General features: G+C 61.0%; 13 protein-coding genes. 6 read left to right on the top strand and 7 right to left on the bottom strand.

Features of this window, described 5'->3' with window-relative positions:
• Positions 1–277: 277 nt before the first annotated feature.
• Genes HX824_RS28425 through HX824_RS28415 form a run of 3 tightly spaced genes read left to right on the top strand, consistent with a single transcriptional unit; the run spans position 278 to position 3,843 of the window.
• A complete protein-coding gene (locus HX824_RS28425) occupies positions 278–937 on the top strand; it encodes a paraquat-inducible protein A (protein ID WP_177055708.1) in 660 nt (219 codons plus the stop codon).
• Entirely contained in the window at positions 924–1,547 is a 624-nt protein-coding gene (locus HX824_RS28420; protein WP_003214366.1) for a paraquat-inducible protein A, read from the top strand. The genes HX824_RS28425 and HX824_RS28420 overlap by 14 nt, the downstream gene beginning before the upstream one ends.
• Complete coding sequence (locus tag HX824_RS28415; protein WP_003214369.1) at positions 1,540–3,843, top strand: PqiB family protein; 2,304 nt, start codon at positions 1,540–1,542, stop codon at positions 3,841–3,843. Before HX824_RS28420 ends, HX824_RS28415 begins: the two co-directional genes overlap by 8 nt.
• A 170-nt stretch (positions 3,844–4,013) precedes the next feature.
• On the opposite strand, the gene mksF is transcribed toward HX824_RS28415, so the two are convergent.
• Genes mksF through mksB form a run of 3 tightly spaced genes read right to left on the bottom strand, consistent with a single transcriptional unit; the run spans position 4,014 to position 8,825 of the window.
• Complete coding sequence (gene mksF / locus HX824_RS28410; protein ID WP_008437530.1) at positions 4,014–6,854, bottom strand: Mks condensin complex protein MksF; 2,841 nt, start codon at positions 6,852–6,854, stop codon at positions 4,014–4,016.
• The gene (mksE, locus tag HX824_RS28405; protein WP_003214375.1) at positions 6,851–7,558 is read right to left on the bottom strand and encodes an Mks condensin complex protein MksE; all 708 of its coding nucleotides are present in this window, start codon (positions 7,556–7,558) and stop codon (positions 6,851–6,853) included. Before mksE ends, mksF begins: the two co-directional genes overlap by 4 nt.
• The gene (gene mksB, locus HX824_RS28400) at positions 7,548–8,825 is read right to left on the bottom strand and encodes an Mks condensin complex protein MksB (protein WP_003214377.1); all 1,278 of its coding nucleotides are present in this window, start codon (positions 8,823–8,825) and stop codon (positions 7,548–7,550) included. The genes mksE and mksB overlap by 11 nt, the downstream gene beginning before the upstream one ends.
• A 206-nt stretch (positions 8,826–9,031) precedes the next feature.
• On the opposite strand from mksB, the gene HX824_RS28395 reads away from it, so the two are divergent.
• Complete coding sequence (locus HX824_RS28395; protein WP_003214379.1) at positions 9,032–9,769, top strand: hypothetical protein; 738 nt, start codon at positions 9,032–9,034, stop codon at positions 9,767–9,769.
• Positions 9,762–10,214, top strand: coding sequence for a ribosomal protein S18-alanine N-acetyltransferase (gene rimI, locus HX824_RS28390; RefSeq protein ID WP_003214382.1), 453 nt, complete (start codon positions 9,762–9,764; stop codon positions 10,212–10,214). The genes HX824_RS28395 and rimI overlap by 8 nt, the downstream gene beginning before the upstream one ends.
• 135 nt (positions 10,215–10,349) lie before the next feature.
• On the opposite strand, the gene HX824_RS28385 is transcribed toward rimI, so the two are convergent.
• Positions 10,350–10,754, bottom strand: coding sequence for a hypothetical protein (locus HX824_RS28385; RefSeq protein WP_003214383.1), 405 nt, complete (start codon positions 10,752–10,754; stop codon positions 10,350–10,352).
• A gap of 150 nt (positions 10,755–10,904) precedes the next feature.
• On the opposite strand from HX824_RS28385, the gene can reads away from it, so the two are divergent.
• Entirely contained in the window at positions 10,905–11,549 is a 645-nt protein-coding gene (gene can / locus HX824_RS28380) for a carbonate dehydratase (RefSeq protein ID WP_003214385.1), read from the top strand.
• On the opposite strand, the gene HX824_RS28375 is transcribed toward can, so the two are convergent.
• The 3 genes from HX824_RS28375 to acpA form a co-directional block, all read right to left on the bottom strand.
• On the bottom strand, positions 11,546–12,070 hold the full coding sequence (locus HX824_RS28375) for an SET domain-containing protein-lysine N-methyltransferase (protein ID WP_177055706.1): 525 nt from the start codon (positions 12,068–12,070) through the stop codon (positions 11,546–11,548). The two genes, can and HX824_RS28375, sit on opposite strands and share 4 nt — an antisense overlap.
• A 171-nt stretch (positions 12,071–12,241) precedes the next feature.
• Positions 12,242–13,411 carry a hypothetical protein gene (locus HX824_RS28370; RefSeq protein ID WP_177047080.1) on the bottom strand — a complete coding sequence of 390 codons (1,170 nt, stop codon included), beginning with the start codon at positions 13,409–13,411 and terminating at the stop codon, positions 12,242–12,244.
• A gap of 122 nt (positions 13,412–13,533) precedes the next feature.
• The gene (acpA, locus tag HX824_RS28365) at positions 13,534–15,234 is read right to left on the bottom strand and encodes an acid phosphatase (RefSeq protein ID WP_102604740.1); all 1,701 of its coding nucleotides are present in this window, start codon (positions 15,232–15,234) and stop codon (positions 13,534–13,536) included.
• Between the last annotated feature and the right edge of the window lie 37 nt (positions 15,235–15,271).

The following is a 15,271-nucleotide window of genomic DNA, read 5'->3' as shown; positions in this document are numbered from 1 at the left end:
GAGAGTAGGTCATCGTCAAGATTAAATTCCAGAACCCCTGATTGCTTATGCAGTCAGGGGTTTTGTTTTGCGCGGTCGGAAAGTATGGCGAGCTTGCTGGCGAAAAACTCCAACGGTAACGCGGGCTTCCTGATGCCACGCATTGGTCTAAATCCCCTCGTCCCAATCCCCCCTCGCGCGCGCAAACGCTACTGAATCCCCCGACAAATTTGCACAGTTATTTCTGAACCAGAACACTAGAATAGGCACCTAATCTTTTTTAGAGTCCGAGCCCTATATGCCCGACCCGGTTGATACCCTTGAGGTGTCAGACTTACCGCTGGACGAACTCGTGGCATGCCATGAGTGCGACCTGCTGATGCGCAAGCCGGAGCTTGCCCGTGGTGAAAAGGCCCAATGCCCACGCTGCGGCTACGAGCTGTACGCTCACCGCCACAACGTCGTTGAACGAAGCCTGGCGTTAGTGGTTGCCGCGCTGCTGTTGTACGTCCCCGCGAACTTTTTACCCATCATGCAGCTCAATCTACTCGGGCAGTCCTCGCAGGACACCGTGTGGACCGGCGTGGTCGGTCTGTTCGACACCGGTATGCAAGGCGTCGCCGTGGTGGTGTTCCTCTGCAGCATGGGCATTCCATTGCTCAAGCTCCTGTGCCAACTGGCGGTATTGCTGAGCATCCGCTGGAACATCGGCCGTAGCTACGGTCTGCTGTTTTATCGCATCTACCATCATCTGAAAGACTGGGGGATGCTCGAGGTGTACCTGATGGGCGTGCTGGTGGCGATCGTAAAACTGGCTGACATGGCCACTATCACCGTAGGGCTCGGTCTGGCCTGCTTCGTCAGTCTGTTAATGGTCCAGATACTGCTGGAGGTGGTCATGTCACCTCACCAGATCTGGGAAGCGCTGTCAGGAGAGGATGCTCATGCGGGCGATTGATGCGGGCATTCTGATCTGTACCGAATGCCACGAACTAAACAAACAAGACCCGGACACCGACGAGCAAACCTGCACCCGTTGCGGCGCGCTGGTCCACGCCCGTCGTCCGAACAGCCTGACGCGCACCTGGGCGCTGCTGATCACGGCAGCCATCTTGTACATCCCGGCCAATTTGTTGCCGATCATGACCGTAAGCTCCCTGGGCCAAGGCGATCCGAGCACCATCATGTCCGGCGTGATCCAGTTGATGCAGCACGGCATGTTCCCGATCGCCGCTGTAGTGTTCATCGCCAGCATTCTGGTGCCCACCTTCAAGCTGGTGGGCATCGGCTTGTTACTGTTCTCGGTGCAGCGTCACCAGCCACTTTCCGCGCAACAACGCATTATCATGTACCGCTTTATCGAGTTCATTGGCCGTTGGTCCATGCTGGATATCTTCGTGATTGCCATCCTGGTGGCGGTCGTAAACTTTGGGCGACTTGCCAGTGTCGAGGCCAATCTCGGTGCCGTAGCGTTCGCCAGTGTGGTGATCTTGACGATGCTTGCCGCAGTAACTTTTGATCCCCGACTGATTTGGGATAACACGGAGTCGGACGACGACCATGAGTGATTTGCCTAAGGCTAAAACCCGCCCAGCTTCCAACTGGTCGGCCATTTGGGTGCTGCCCCTGATTGCCCTGATCATCGGTGGCTGGTTGGGATGGCGTGCGTACAACCAGCAAGGTATCGAGATTCAGGTACGCTTTGAAAGCGGCGAAGGCATCCAGGCCAACAAGACCGAAGTGGTCTACAAAGGCATGTCCGTGGGTAAGGTCAAAACCCTGGCCCTGGATGACGAAGGTAACAATCGCGGAGTGATTGCTACCATCGAGATGAACAAGGATGTGGAGCAATACCTCAAGACCAACACCCGCTTCTGGCTGGTAAAGCCAAGTGTCAGCCTGGCCGGGATCACCGGCCTGGAAACCCTGGTCTCGGGTAACTACATCGCCGCCAGCCCAGGCGATGGTGAGCCGACGCGCAAGTTCAAGGCCCTGTCCGAAGAACCGCCTTTATCCGACGCCAAGCCCGGCCTGCACCTGACGATCAAAGCTGATCGCCTCGGCTCGCTGAACCGTGGCAGCCCGGTGTTCTACAAGCAGATCCAGGTCGGCCAGGTCAAAAGCTACCTGCTCTCCGAAGACCAGACCACCGTTGAAATCAAGGTCTACATCGAGCCGACCTACGCCAGCCTGGTGCGCAAACACACGCGTTTCTGGAACGCCAGCGGCATCAGCATCGACGCCAACCTTTCCGGCGTAAAAGTCCGCAGTGAATCCCTGGCCAGCATCGTTGCCGGCGGTATCGCCTTCGCCACGCCGGAGAATCGCAAGGACAGCCCACCGACGGACCCGAGCCTGCCGTTCCGCCTGTACGAAGACTTCGATGCAGCCGCGGCGGGCATCAAGGTCAAAGTCAAACTCACCGACTTCGAAGGTCTCCAGGCGGGCCGCACCCCGGTGATGTACAAAGGCATCCAGGTCGGCAGCCTGAAGACCCTGAAGATCGATCCGGACCTGTCCAGCGCCAATGCCGAGTTGACCCTCGACCCACTGGCCGAAGACTACCTCGTCCAGGACACCCAATTCTGGGTAGTCAAACCGTCTATCTCCCTGGCGGGCATCACCGGGCTGGAAGCGTTGGTCAAAGGTAACTACATCGCCATCCGTCCCGGCGACAAGGGCACCGCGCCACAACGGGAGTACGTCGCCCGCGCCAAGGCGCCGCCACTGGACCTGCGTTCCCCCGGCCTGCACATGGTGCTCTTCACCGACAACCTCGGTTCCCTGGATGTCGGCAGCCCGATCCTCTACAAGCAGGTCAAGGTCGGTTCCGTGCAGAGCTACCAGTTCTCCCGCAAGAACAAGCAACTGGTGATCGGCGTCCATATCGAGAAAGAATACGAAGGCCTGGTCAATGGCTCGACCCGTTTCTGGAATGCCAGCGGCGTGACCCTGACCGGTGGGCTTACCGGCGGCATCCAGGTGAAAAGCGAATCCCTGGCCAGCCTGATGGCGGGCGGTATCGCCTTCGAAACCCCGGAGCCGAATGTGCCGCTGAAAAAGCGCATCCCGCGTTTCCGTCTGTTCCCGGATCGCGAAGCCGCCAACCAGCACGGTACGTTGGTGACCATCAAGGTCGACCGCGCCGATGGCCTGCGCCCGGGTACGCCAGTGCGCTTCAAGGGCCTGGACGTAGGCAAGATCGAAAGTGTCGACCTGAGCGCCGACATGCAATCGGTGCTGCTCAGCGCGCGTATCACCCAAGTGGCCGACCGCATTGCAAGGGCCGGCAGTCAGTTCTGGGTGGTCAAGCCTGAACTGGGCCTGATGAAAACGTCGAACCTGGAAACCCTGGTGACCGGCCAGTACATCGAAGTACAGCCAGCGACCAAAAGCATCGGCCCACAGAAGAGTTTCGTCGCGCTGGACAAGCCGCCAGAAGCCGTTCATCAGGAGGAGGGCCTGAGCCTGGTACTCAGCGCCGCACGCCGTGGCTCGTTGAAGGAAGGCGTTCCGGTCACTTACCGCGAAGTCACCGTAGGCAAAGTTACCGGCTACGAGCTGGGCCAGACCGCCGACCGTGTGCTGGTTCACATCCTGATCGAGCCCAAGTACGCGCCTCTGGTGCGCAGTGGCAGCCGGTTCTGGAACACCAGCGGCTTCGGGCTCGACTTCGGCTTGTTCAAGGGCGCGACTGTTCGCACTGAGTCCCTGGAGACCCTGGTCGCCGGCGGCATCGCCTTTGCCACGCCGGACGGCGAGCGTATGGGCAACGCTGCACGGCCCCAGCAGACCTTCCCGCTGTTCGACAAATTTGAAGATGAATGGCTGACCTGGGCGCCTAAAATCCCACTCGGCAAATAGACCGAGGCGCGGCCTTCGCGAGCAAGCCCGCTCCCACATTTGACCCAGTTCCCATTGAAGGAACCCGATTGAATGTGGGAGCGGGCTTGCTCGCGAAGAGACCCTCAAGAACACAAAAAAAAGGCCGCGATCCAGAAGATCGCGGCCTTTTTGCATTTCAGCGCAACTGATTAAACCTCATCCAGCTCCGGCTCATCCGCCTGCACATTCACCGTTGCCTTCACCACATCGTGACGACGGATGTACTTCCAGTCCGCCTCATCAATGTAGATCCCGTTCGGCCCGCTGCCGCCTTCCAGGTCGATTGCCACCTGGGCGGAAACCTGCGGCTTCACACTCGCCAGAATCGGCACGAAGCCCAGTTGCAAGCTGGTCTCCAGCAATGCCGCCTGGTTCTTCTCATCGATGTCCGCGGCTTCATCGAGGTAGTACGGCAGGCGCACACGACCGGCCTGGTCGCGGTCCATCAAGTGCAGCAACAAATACATGTTGGTCAGCGCCTTGATGGTCATGGTGGTGCCGTTGGAGGCGGCGCCATCGATGTCGGTGTGAATGATCGGCTGGCCGTTGACCTTGGTGATCTCGAACGCCAGTTCGAACAAGTCCTTGAGGCCCAACTGGTTATGGTTGGCCGCAACCAGGCGCGCCAGGTATTCCTTGGCTTCCTCGTTCTTGTTGTCCTGCTCGGCGCTCTGGCTCAGATCGAACACCGACAGGGTTTCGCCTTCTTCATACTGACCGGCACTGTGGATGATCTGGTCGATATGCTTGAGGGCTTCCTTGTTCGGCGCGAGCACGATGCGGAAGCTCTGCAGGTTGGACACCTGGCGCTTGTTGATCTCGCGGTTGAACAACGCCAACTGGTGCTCAAGGCTGTCGTAGTCGCTGCGGATATTGCGCAAGGTTCGCGCGATATCCGTGACCGCCGCACGCCGGGCCTTGCCCAGCGTCAGTGCTTCATCGGTACGGTGCGCGTAAGCGTTGATCAACAGATGCAGGCGGCGCTCCATATCGTCTTCACTGTCGAACTTGGCCACGCCCTTGAGGCGCACCTGTGCGTACAGCGCGTCGATCTGGCCATCAGCGCGCAGCAGGCCTTGCCAGCTGTCCTGGTAGTCATTGAGCAGCGGCAGCAGGTTGTCCATGGAGTCGTCGACCGGGTCCATGAACGGCGTACCAAACGGCAAGTCTGCCGGCAGCAACTGGCGACGACGCAATGCGTCATCCAGGGTGCGCTGCTTGGCTTCCATATCACCAATCTGCCGGCCTACCAATTGCAGCTTGGCCGACAGTTGCTGGACGCGCTCGGTAAACGCATCGCTGGAGCGTTTCAATTCGTCCTGGGCCGCTTCCATCTGCGCCAGGCTTTCCAGCTTCTCGCCTTCCTCGGCGCTCAGGGTTTGTGCACGGCGGAAATCTTCCAGCGCCTTCTGCGCGTCCAGTACCTGTTGGTACAGCGCTTCAGTCTGGGTCTTGCTCGCCGCGCGGTCGGCCGCCACGGCTTGCTGGGTTTTCAGTTGCTTGAGTTCTTTTTCCAGACGCTCTTTCTGGTCGCGCAACGCGGCGCGGTCAGCCAGTGCCTGCAACGCCGGTGGCTCGATGTGCGAGATGTCGATGGCCAGCCCCGGCACTTCAAAACGCTCGCCCTTGAAGCCATCAAGGATCTGCTCCAGGGATTTCACCCACAGGCCGTCCTCGTCCAGCGTGATGCCATGCTCACCCAGCGGCAAGCTGAACAGCGAACTGTTGAACAGGCGCATCAGACGCTCGACATCCTGCTGCGAGAATTCTTCCCGCAGCTTGGCGTAGCTGTTGTTGTCGGCGTGATCGAGTTGCTGCTTCACCGACTTCAGGCGTTTTTCCAGGTCCCGCAGACGTTCATCCAGATCCTCGGCGCTGAACTGACGCGACTGCGCCAAGGCCCCGGCCAGTTCATCGTGAGCATCCTTGGCGGCCAGCAGTTGCTGCTCCAGCACCTTGACGTCATCCACCAGCGCGAAGCGGTGCTTGAGCACTGACAGCTCACCCAGCCAGCGCTGAATCCCGCTGATTTCCCGCTCCAGGCGCATCAGCTCCTGAGTGCCGCCGCGCTGGTCGTTCTGCAGCGAATCCTGCTCGTTGCGGTAATGCTCGGCCTGGATCGTCAGTTCTTCCTTGCGCGCACTGGCGTAGTCCGACCAGGTGCCCAGCAACGAATCCAGCAGCGGTGACAGGCGATGCAGCTTGCCCCGCAGAATGTCCCGCTGCTTCACGCCGTTGGCCAAGGCTTCTACCAGAGGGCCGGCAGCCACCAGCGAGTTGTAGTCCTGCTCCATGCGTCGTACATCGCGGAAGGCTTCTTCGCACGCCGCGATGTAATCGACACTGCCGGAACGCAGGCTGTGTTCGAACGCATCCAGAAACAGCTGCTTCAACTTGGCCGCGGTGATTTCCCGCATGTGCAGCAAATTGATAAACAGCGCGCGGAAGGTCTTCAGGCTCTGCTCGCTGGTGGAGCGCAGCGGAATCAGGGTCAGGTCCAGCGGGATCGACGTATGGCCGCCCACCAGCAAACGCCGCAGCTCATCGGGCTTGAGCTCATAGGCTTTCAGGCCTTCGCGCTCAAGGTTGGTGAACAGCTCTTTCTGGCGCAGGCAGGTGTCGTTCTTCTGGTAGTGCGCCAGGTCCAGCTTGCCGGCGTAGGCAAAGAACTGGTGACCGAAACCACCGCCCGGGCCGCGACCGACCACGCCGATCACGTGCGGGCCATGGGGAAGCGAGACTTCCACGAGGATGTAGCTGGTGTCGGTGGCAAAGTAGAAACGCCGGGATTGCTCCAGGGTGTACTTGCCGAAACTCATGTCCGACATGCGCGCCAGAATCGGGAACTGCAAGGCGTTGATCGACGCCGATTTGCCAAGGTTGTTCGCGCCGTACACCGACAGCGGTTCTTCCAGCGGGAACAGGCCCAGGCTGTAACCGGCGGTGTTCAAAAGGGCGAAGCGGCGAATGCCGTAGCGTTCCTTGCTCATGCGTCGGTCTCCTGTTCTTCGGCAATGGCGCGGGCCAGGGCGTCTTCTTCGCTTTCTTCTGCAAAGTCACTCAAGTCCAGCGGGTCATCGGTCTTCAGCAGTTTTTCATCGCTGTCTTCGTCGATGATCACCGGGGCCGGCAACGGCAATACGCTGTGGATGCTCGCGGCCAAGTCGCGGTCTTGCTGGACCGAGAGGCACACATCGAGGAAGCGGTGCATCGGCGGCAGGAAGCGGTAGATGCCGTTCTCTTCACCGGCAAAACCCAGCTGGGTCATGCGGCGCATGATTTTTTCTTCCAGTTCCTCGACGGTCTGCACTTCGGCCTGGATAAACAGGTCGCGGTACTTTTCCAGCAACGACGGCAGTTCGTCACGGCCCAGGCTGCCACCGTCGAGCACGGCGATCGGGTCGCGGCCCTGGTCGGCCAGGTGCTCGACGATGATGAAGGTGAACAACGCCAGGCGCTGGGCGGTCTTGTTGACCTGCGCGGCGGCCACGGCCGAGTCCGGCACGAAGTAGTAGAAACCTCGCGTGTCGCACACCAACTCAAAGCCCAGGGCCTTGAACAACGTGCGGTACTGGTCCTGGAAGTTCGACAGTTGGGCGTACAGCTCCGGGTCGCGGCGGCTGACGTGGTAACCCTTGAACAGCTCGCGAAAGATCGGCGCCAGCTGGGACAGTTCGGATAGATCAAGATGCATGAGGGGTGCTCGCAGAATTCCCGGCCGTATCAATACTGGCTGGAAGCAGGGCGAATGAGCGCAGGCTGACCTGGTGCTCGTGAGTGTGGTAATCCCGTCGTTCCAGACGTTCACGCTTGAAGCGTTTTTCCCGCGACAGGCGTGAGAACCAGTACAGCAACTCGTCGGTTGCGCCGTCCGGTTCCTGCTCCAGCAGCCAGGTCATCAGGTCCGGCATCGGCAGCGCGTCTTCACAGCGTTCGAGCATTTCCTTGACCGTGCGCGGTGCGCGAGGGGCTTCGCCCTTGTGGGATTTATGCGCCTTGGGGAAACGCGCCGGCTTTGGTTCGAAGTTGGCCAGGGCGTACACGTAGGCTTCGACCTGGCTGGCACTGCCAAGAAAGGTGCTTTGCGGCCGGGTGAACATCGGCATCGCCGCTTGCGGCACCGCGTCCAGGCCCTTGCGGCGAATCGCCGACAAGGCCAGCGCCGCGCCCCGGGTCACGGCATTGTGCCGGCGCGCTTCTTCCCGCAACGGCAGCAGCAGTTCCCGGGCGTGACGCAAGGTCAGTTGGGCGCTGGTCTGCATTTCGAGGATGCGCGCGTGGGTGCGCAGCAGCATGTCGTCGTCCACCAGGTGGCCGAGGCGCTGCTGCTCGGTAAGCATGCGCAACAGTACGTTTTCCACCTTGCGCACGCCTTGTTCGAAGGCGCCGTCGGCGTTCACCAGTTGAATCATCGGCTCGACGTATTCGTCCCAGGTCGCCAGTACTTCGGCGTAGCGCTGGCGCAACGGGATCTGCCGGTCGCTGGTCTTGGCGCGATCGGCCACGGCAGCGAGGGCCTGTTCGTCGTTGGCGAGTTTTTTCAGCACGTCGCGCACGCGCATGTCCAGCAGGCGCAATTGGCGCGCCAGGTCATGGCCGTCGCGGATGTCGAAGGCGTCCTGGATATAACCCGCCAGGCGCTCAAGGTGGCGCAGGTAGGCTTCGATTTCCAGGCACAGGCCTAGCCGGTGCTCCTTGCGAAGATACGCCAGGAAGTCGTGGATCTGTGCGTTGAGCTCGAAACGGTTCGGGCTCTTGGCGACAGGCACCAGGATATCCAGGCGAATCCACACGTCCAGCAGGCTGGTGATGTCCTGTGGCGTGCTGTCCAGTTGTTGGGCGGCCAACTGGGCGCGCAGTTCGCTGAGGCTCAGGGTGCCTTGGTCGAAGTGTTCGCACAGTGGCTCAAGCAGGGCCCAGTGTTCGGCGAGGGCGCGCAAGACGCGCTTGGGTTCGATCATCGGAATGGCCGGCTGGTTAGCGATTAAAAGCAGCGATTGTACTGCATCGGTGCCGGGATTTATCCACAGCCGGTCGTGAGGCGCTCACCGGAACGATCAACTGCGGGCGATCTTCGTCGAAGGGCGGTAGAATCCCTGTTCTTTAGTTATCCACAAGTGGCCGACCTTTGCTTATCGAGTCCCGACGTCGCGCTTACTTGACCGCCATGCAGGTGGTCAACTGGCTGCCGCGCACTGAATTACCGTTCGCCGCCCCTTCGCGGCCCGAGCTGCTGGAGGCCCCGGAACCGTTCGAGGCTTTCGAGCCTTCGGGTGAGGAGGCGGCTGCGCCGGTGCCGCTGGTCAAGCCCGTGGCAGAAACCCCGGTGGTCCGGCCAAAGGTCGAAGTGCCGCGCCCGTCGCCGGTGGCCAAGCCGGTCGTCGCCGAAGAGGCGCCTGCCGTGGTCAAGGCTCCGGTCGTACCGCCGCCACGCTTTGCCCTGCAACTGCTGCGGGCCGGGCGATGCCTGCTGCTGGTGGAGTTACCCACAGGCGAGCGCTTCCAGGCCCGCGACCCGGCCTATCTGCTGCTCAAGGACATGTTGCGCGCCGCCGGCCTGCCCGACAGTCCGCAAATCGTTGGCGAGCCGGTGCGCTGGCCGCTGCTGGCCCGGGGCACCATGGACCAGGGCCCGGAAGCTGCACGGGATTTTGTGCAAGGTTTTGTCTCGGCGCGCCTGGAAGACGAACCCTGCGTGTGCCTGTGGCTGATCGGCCTGCCCGCCGTGCGTTTTGCCGGCGAAGCGAATGCCGAGGCCTGGTACCGCGAACTGCAGGTCGAAGGCCTGGGCTCCGTCTGGGCCCTGCCGGGCCTGGAACTATTAATGGAAGAGCCACAGCGTAAGGCTGATGTCTGGCAAGCCATGCGCCGGCTGATGGCGCGCTGGAAAAGTACCGATGAGTGAAGCTTTATCCTTCCGCCCGATGACCGAGGCGGACCTCGACGCTGTACTGAAGATTGAATACGCAGCGTTCAGCCACCCCTGGACCCGCGGGATTTTTCTCGACGGGCTGGGCAAGTACCAGATCTGGCTGATGTTTGAAGGTGAGCAGCAGGTGGGCCACGGGGTGGTGCAGATCATCCTCGATGAAGCGCATTTGCTGAACATCACCGTCAAGCCGGAAAACCAGGGCCGTGGCCTGGGCTTGAGCTTGCTGGAGCACCTGATGTCCCGGGCCTACGAGGCCAAGGCGCGGGAATGTTTCCTGGAAGTGCGCGACAGCAACACCGGCGCGTTCCGGCTGTACGAGCGTTATGGTTTCAACGAAATTGGCCGTCGGCGGGATTATTACCCCGCCGTCGGTGGCCGCGAAGATGCGGTCGTGATGGCCTGCACCCTGGTCGACTAAACACAGGGCCCAATGTGGCAGCGGGCTTGGTGGGAGCGGGCTTGCTCGCGAAGGCGATGGTCCAGTCGCCAGATGTAATGACTGACACACCGCCTTCGCGAGCAAGCCCGCTCCCACATTCAGTTCGGCAGGGTGTCAGCGGTTGCCGTCTACTGGATCGATATCGGCCAACTCGGCCTCATCCAGGCCATTGCCGCCGCCGATCTCGTCTTCATCGACGATACTCAAATCGTAATCCGCCGGATGGTCTTCACCTGCTTCCTGCGCATCCCGCGCGCCATCCTCATGGATCAGCGTTTCCGGGCTCATGTCATCATCGGTTGAATCATGATCGTCAGTGGAAGCACCGGTCATCCCGGCTTCGCGCACCCGTTCGTCGGGCATCAGGTGCTCACGCTCCCGAGGCGGAATTTCGTCGCCGATTTCCGCAGTCGGCTCCTCCTTGTCAAAATCCAGCTCGCGCATTTCGCCCATGCGATCTTCGTTGTCATCAATCGGTTCCGGCTGTGTAGCGCCGTAGGGACGTCGTGATTCAGTCATGGCGATTCCTCATACTGTGGGGCTTATAGTGTGTGGACAGGCATGGCTCCCCAAGATTCAAGAAATTGCCGCCGGCTATCTTTATTGTTGGCGTGACCCGGACGGGCGGTCGAGTGTCAAAACTGCGCATCATTCCTGAGGCTTTCCCTGATGAACGAACTACAAGACTTGCTTGATAACAACGAACGCTGGGCGGATGCGATCAAACAGGAAGATCCCGAATTCTTCGCCAAGCTCGCCCGCCAGCAAACCCCGGAATACCTGTGGATCGGCTGTTCCGACGCCCGCGTGCCGGCCAACGAGATCGTCGGCATGCTGCCTGGCGACCTGTTTGTGCACCGCAACGTGGCCAACGTGGTATTGCACACCGACCTCAATTGCCTGTCGGTGATCCAGTACGCAGTCGACGTGCTCAAGGTCAAACACATCCTGGTGACCGGCCACTATGGCTGCGGTGGCGTACGAGCTTCGATGCAGGACAACCAGTTGGGCCTGATCGACGGCTGGCTGCGCACCATCCGTGACCTGTACTACGAAAACCGCGACGTGCTGGCCCAGTTGCCCACGGAAGAGGAACGCGTAGACCGCCTGTGCGAACTGAACGTGATCCAGCAGGTGGCCAACGTCGGCCACACCAGCATCGTGCAGAACGCCTGGCACCGCGGGCAGAGCCTGTCGGTTCATGGCTGCATTTACGGGATCAAGGACGGCCGCTGGAAAAGCCTGAACACCACCATCAGTGGCTTCGAGCAACTGCCGCCGCAATACCGCCTGCGCCCGCTGGGTGCGGTCTAAGGGCTTTTGCGTTCGCGCCACTGCTCCATGAATTGCTGACCCTCGGGATTCAACGGCTCCTTCATGCCGGTGATCCAGCCCCGACAGTTGAGCTCGCCGCACTGGCAGCGAAACTGTCGGAACAATACGTCCTCGGTGTGGGCGTAATCCATGGTCAGCAGGGCACCAGCGGGAATGGGCTGAACGGACCACAGTTCCAAGTACGTCATGTCGAGAAACGCGTTCGGGTTGCATGAATGCGAAAGCAGGCCGCTGAACCAAGGGTCGTACAAGTGGATACGCGAGGACATCTGCACCGTATGCAGGCGCCGCTCACTCAATGCGTAGCCGGACACCCTGGCGATGCACATACGGCTGTCAAAGGCGACGCGGGTCTTGATTCCGTCGCCTGAACCGTCTCGGGTACGCACCACTTCATAGTCGCGAGCGCGGGGGTAGCCGTGTTCGGCGAGGGCGGTCGCGAACGGGTAAAGACACTTGCTCACAGCGGTTTTAGCCTTGTCCATGGCTTGAGTTTTCATGACTCTCCAGGAGGGGCTGCATCGACCTGCCGGTGGTGTCTTGACTGCCAGTCTTGCAGCGGATGGGCGCGGCTCAAGACTCGCTTAAGTGGGAACCAATTTCTACTGTCAAATCTGACAGTAGAAATTGGCTATCTTTTATGTAGGAAAATGCCCTTCTGGCAGCCTGCTTCAGAGCGCCGGTGCTTCAATCGCCGGTTCTGGCACTGCGCTTTTCAATTGCCTCAGCTGGGTCTTGATCGCCGGCTGGGCACACTTGGCGTTCGCTTGATCGGGCGTCAGCTCGCGGATAGAGGTGTAGAACAGTTCGCAGGTCTGCTCCTTGCGCGTTACCTGCCAAGTGTTCATGCAGCCTTTGAGCTGCACATTCGGATCGCTGGCGGGCTTCTGGCCCATCGAGGCCTGCCAGCAGGCGGCGCTCAAGTCCTGGCCCATCACCTTCAAACCGGCCTCGTCGGCCTTTTGCTCGTCACCGTCATAGGTGTCGGGGTTGGCGGCATACCAGATGTAGCTCGGGTGATTGGCGCCCAGTACGGCGACCTGGCTCCCGACGGCCGGGCTGATTTGCGCCAGGCCCAGTACGGCAACGGTTTGCCCGTATTGCTGCTTGATCCAGCTGCGCACCGGCGCGCCGAAGGCCACCATCGGCAACGCGCCGCCCGCGTGCTGGCTCAGCTCCTTGACCATCCGGGTCTGATAGTCGGTGAAGTAACCGTACACACCTTCCAGGTCCTTGCCCGCCGTGGCAGGGGCGGCGATCGGGGCGATGTCGATGATGGTCTGGTATTCCGGCGTCTGGGTCGCCGGGATGCCGTTGGCCGTGAGCAAGGTCGCCCAGCGGTCGGTGGTGGCCGACTCCAGGTAGTCCTGGAAGTGGGTCAGGGAATAATCCGGCGGGAAGTGCAGCAGCTCGATGCTCTTGCGGTTTTCCAGGGCCATGCCCAGCGGCAGGAACAGGTACCAGTTGAACTGCCATTTGCCATCGCCATTGAGTTTGCTGGCGCCCTGGTAAGCCAGGTCGGCGGTATCGAGCAAGGTGGTCAACGGCTGGCCATAACCGTCTGGCACGCCGCTGAACGTGGCCAGCACCTGGTCATGCTCGGTTTTGACGCTGACTTTGCCCCGGCTGTAACCGTCGCGTTGCAGGCTCTGGTTCAGGTAGTGCTCGACGGTCTGTTCCAGCGTCCAGGGACGAAAACAGATGACGCTGCAATTGTTCGGGTACGCGAACAACTGGGTGACCCGTTGCGGGGTACCCAGCGGTACGGTGATATCAGCCTGTACGACCGCACTCAAGGTCAGTGCGGCCAGGGTGAAGGACAACCTGGTGAGTTTGAACATGGATGGTTCCCTGTCAGCGAAAGCCCGTCTGCGCGGGGTGAATGCCCACCCTCACACAGTAGCGGTTGACCGGGAAAAGCGCGTAGAAAAACTGCGCGCTTGTCGCTTTTGAGCAAGTGCGTCTACACCTTGAAGTGCAGGGCGTTGGTCAAATCCCCCATGGGCTTTTGGCCGCGCGCGGTCATGGCGTCGTCACGCTGCTTGAGCCCGTCGAGGGTTTCCAGCTGGAACACCCGGGTGATCAGACGCAGGATCGACGCGGTGTCGTAGACGGTATGGTCCACCGTGCCCTTGCGCGCGAACGGCGAGACCACCAGTGCCGGAATCCGCGTGCCCGGGCCCCAACGATCGCCTTTTGGCGGTGCAACGTGGTCCCACCAGCCGCCGTTTTCATCGACGGTGACGATCACCACCATGTTCTTCCACTGCGGGCTTTCCTGCAGCACCTTCAAGGCGCGGGTGATATGCCGGTCGCCCGAAGCGACGTCGGCGTAACCGGCGTGCATATTCAGGTTGCCCTGGGGTTTGTAGAAGGTCACCGCAGGCAGCTTGCCGGCCTGGGCATCGGCGAAGAACTTGTTGGTGCTGGCGTCATCCCCCAGGCCGCCATCGCGCAGGCGTTTATTGCGCTCAGCCGGGTTTTCCGGGCCTTGCTGCTTGAAGTAGTTGAAGGGCTGGTGGTGGTACTGGAAGTTCGGAATCTTCGGAATGCCGCCCGAGTCCTTGAACTGATCCAGCGTTGCTTGCCACGCACCGGCGTACCAGGCCCAGTCGACGTTCTTTTTCGACAGTTTGTCGCCGATGTGCTCGTGGGTTTGTGGCACCAGCACGTTAGGCAAGTCGGGCTTGGAGTAATCCGGGCGCTCGGGGTCGCGAATCCAGGTAGGCCAGTAAGGCGGGGCCAGGGTGTTCACGCCGAAACCGTCCGGGGTCAATGCGCTGGGGCCGAATTGCGGCGGGCCGGTCATTGCGCTGGCCGGGGACTTGTCCAGAGGCTTGAGGCGCGGGTCGGTCGGGTCGTCGCTTTGCAGCGTGGCGATCTGTGCCTTGGCCACCGATTGCGCAGCGTTTGGGTACACCGGCGGGGTGGCGCTGATCAGGTATTGGTGGTTGAGGAACGATCCGCCAAACGCGCCCTGGAAGAAGTTATCGCAAAGCACAAACTCCTTCGCCACGTCCCACAAGCGCAGGGCGTAACGGCTCTGGGCGTAATGGCCCATCAGCAGGCCGCCGGAGTCGCCCCAGGCGACGAACGCATCGTTTTTACCGCCATTGATCTGCATCTGGTTCTGATAGAACACGTGCCACAAATCCCGGGTGACCAGGCTCAGGGGCTGGTCTTCGCCATTCGGGCCTTTGAGGGCGAACGGAGCGTTGGGCAGGTTTTCCTGGTATTGCACTTCGCTGGGGTACGTGACGCCATCCACGGTCTGCGGGCCAACTTGCAACACGCCGCCCCAGGTCGGGGGCAGGGTGCTCAGCAGGCTGCCGTCGCGGTCGCGCTGCTGATAGTCCGCAGGGGCGAGGGCCGACAATGGTTTCTCGACCCCGGGGAAATCCGCAAACAGGTTGTTGAAGCTGCGGTTTTCGGCGTAGATCACCACCACGGTTTTAACCTGTTCGTGCAGGGCCTTGTCCAGCTCTTGCGGCGTCAGCGGGCGATCCACCGGCTTGCCGGGTGCCTCGCTGGTATTGCCGCAGGCACTCAGGGTCGCACCCACGCCCAGCACGGCCGCGCCTCCCAGGAAGCGCCGCCGGCTGGTGTCGACTGGCGGTTTGGCTTCAATGTCTTGGGAAGGGCGGTCTTTGTGCTCGTCGCTCATTGCGGGGAGTCCATGCAGGTTAGTTGTTGCAATATGT

The organism is Pseudomonas sp. D4002, assembly GCF_013385665.1.
Lineage (GTDB): Bacteria > Pseudomonadota > Gammaproteobacteria > Pseudomonadales > Pseudomonadaceae > Aquipseudomonas.
Note: the sequence above shows the minus strand (reverse complement) of the source record. Positions and strands in the feature narration are given on the sequence as shown.

Coding starts and splice junctions, on each gene's coding strand:
- HX824_RS28425 (WP_177055708.1), top strand. CDS start 278: ATGCCCGACCCGGTTGATACCCTTGAGGTGTCAGACTTACCGCTGGAC.
- HX824_RS28420 (WP_003214366.1), top strand. CDS start 924: ATGCGGGCGATTGATGCGGGCATTCTGATCTGTACCGAATGCCACGAA.
- HX824_RS28415 (WP_003214369.1), top strand. CDS start 1,540: ATGAGTGATTTGCCTAAGGCTAAAACCCGCCCAGCTTCCAACTGGTCG.
- mksF (WP_008437530.1), bottom strand. CDS start 6,854: ATGAGCAAGGAACGCTACGGCATTCGCCGCTTCGCCCTTTTGAACACC.
- mksE (WP_003214375.1), bottom strand. CDS start 7,558: ATGCATCTTGATCTATCCGAACTGTCCCAGCTGGCGCCGATCTTTCGC.
- mksB (WP_003214377.1), bottom strand. CDS start 8,825: ATGATCGAACCCAAGCGCGTCTTGCGCGCCCTCGCCGAACACTGGGCC.
- HX824_RS28395 (WP_003214379.1), top strand. CDS start 9,032: ATGCAGGTGGTCAACTGGCTGCCGCGCACTGAATTACCGTTCGCCGCC.
- rimI (WP_003214382.1), top strand. CDS start 9,762: ATGAGTGAAGCTTTATCCTTCCGCCCGATGACCGAGGCGGACCTCGAC.
- HX824_RS28385 (WP_003214383.1), bottom strand. CDS start 10,754: ATGACTGAATCACGACGTCCCTACGGCGCTACACAGCCGGAACCGATT.
- can (WP_003214385.1), top strand. CDS start 10,905: ATGAACGAACTACAAGACTTGCTTGATAACAACGAACGCTGGGCGGAT.
- HX824_RS28375 (WP_177055706.1), bottom strand. CDS start 12,070: ATGAAAACTCAAGCCATGGACAAGGCTAAAACCGCTGTGAGCAAGTGT.
- HX824_RS28370 (WP_177047080.1), bottom strand. CDS start 13,411: ATGTTCAAACTCACCAGGTTGTCCTTCACCCTGGCCGCACTGACCTTG.
- acpA (WP_102604740.1), bottom strand. CDS start 15,234: ATGAGCGACGAGCACAAAGACCGCCCTTCCCAAGACATTGAAGCCAAA.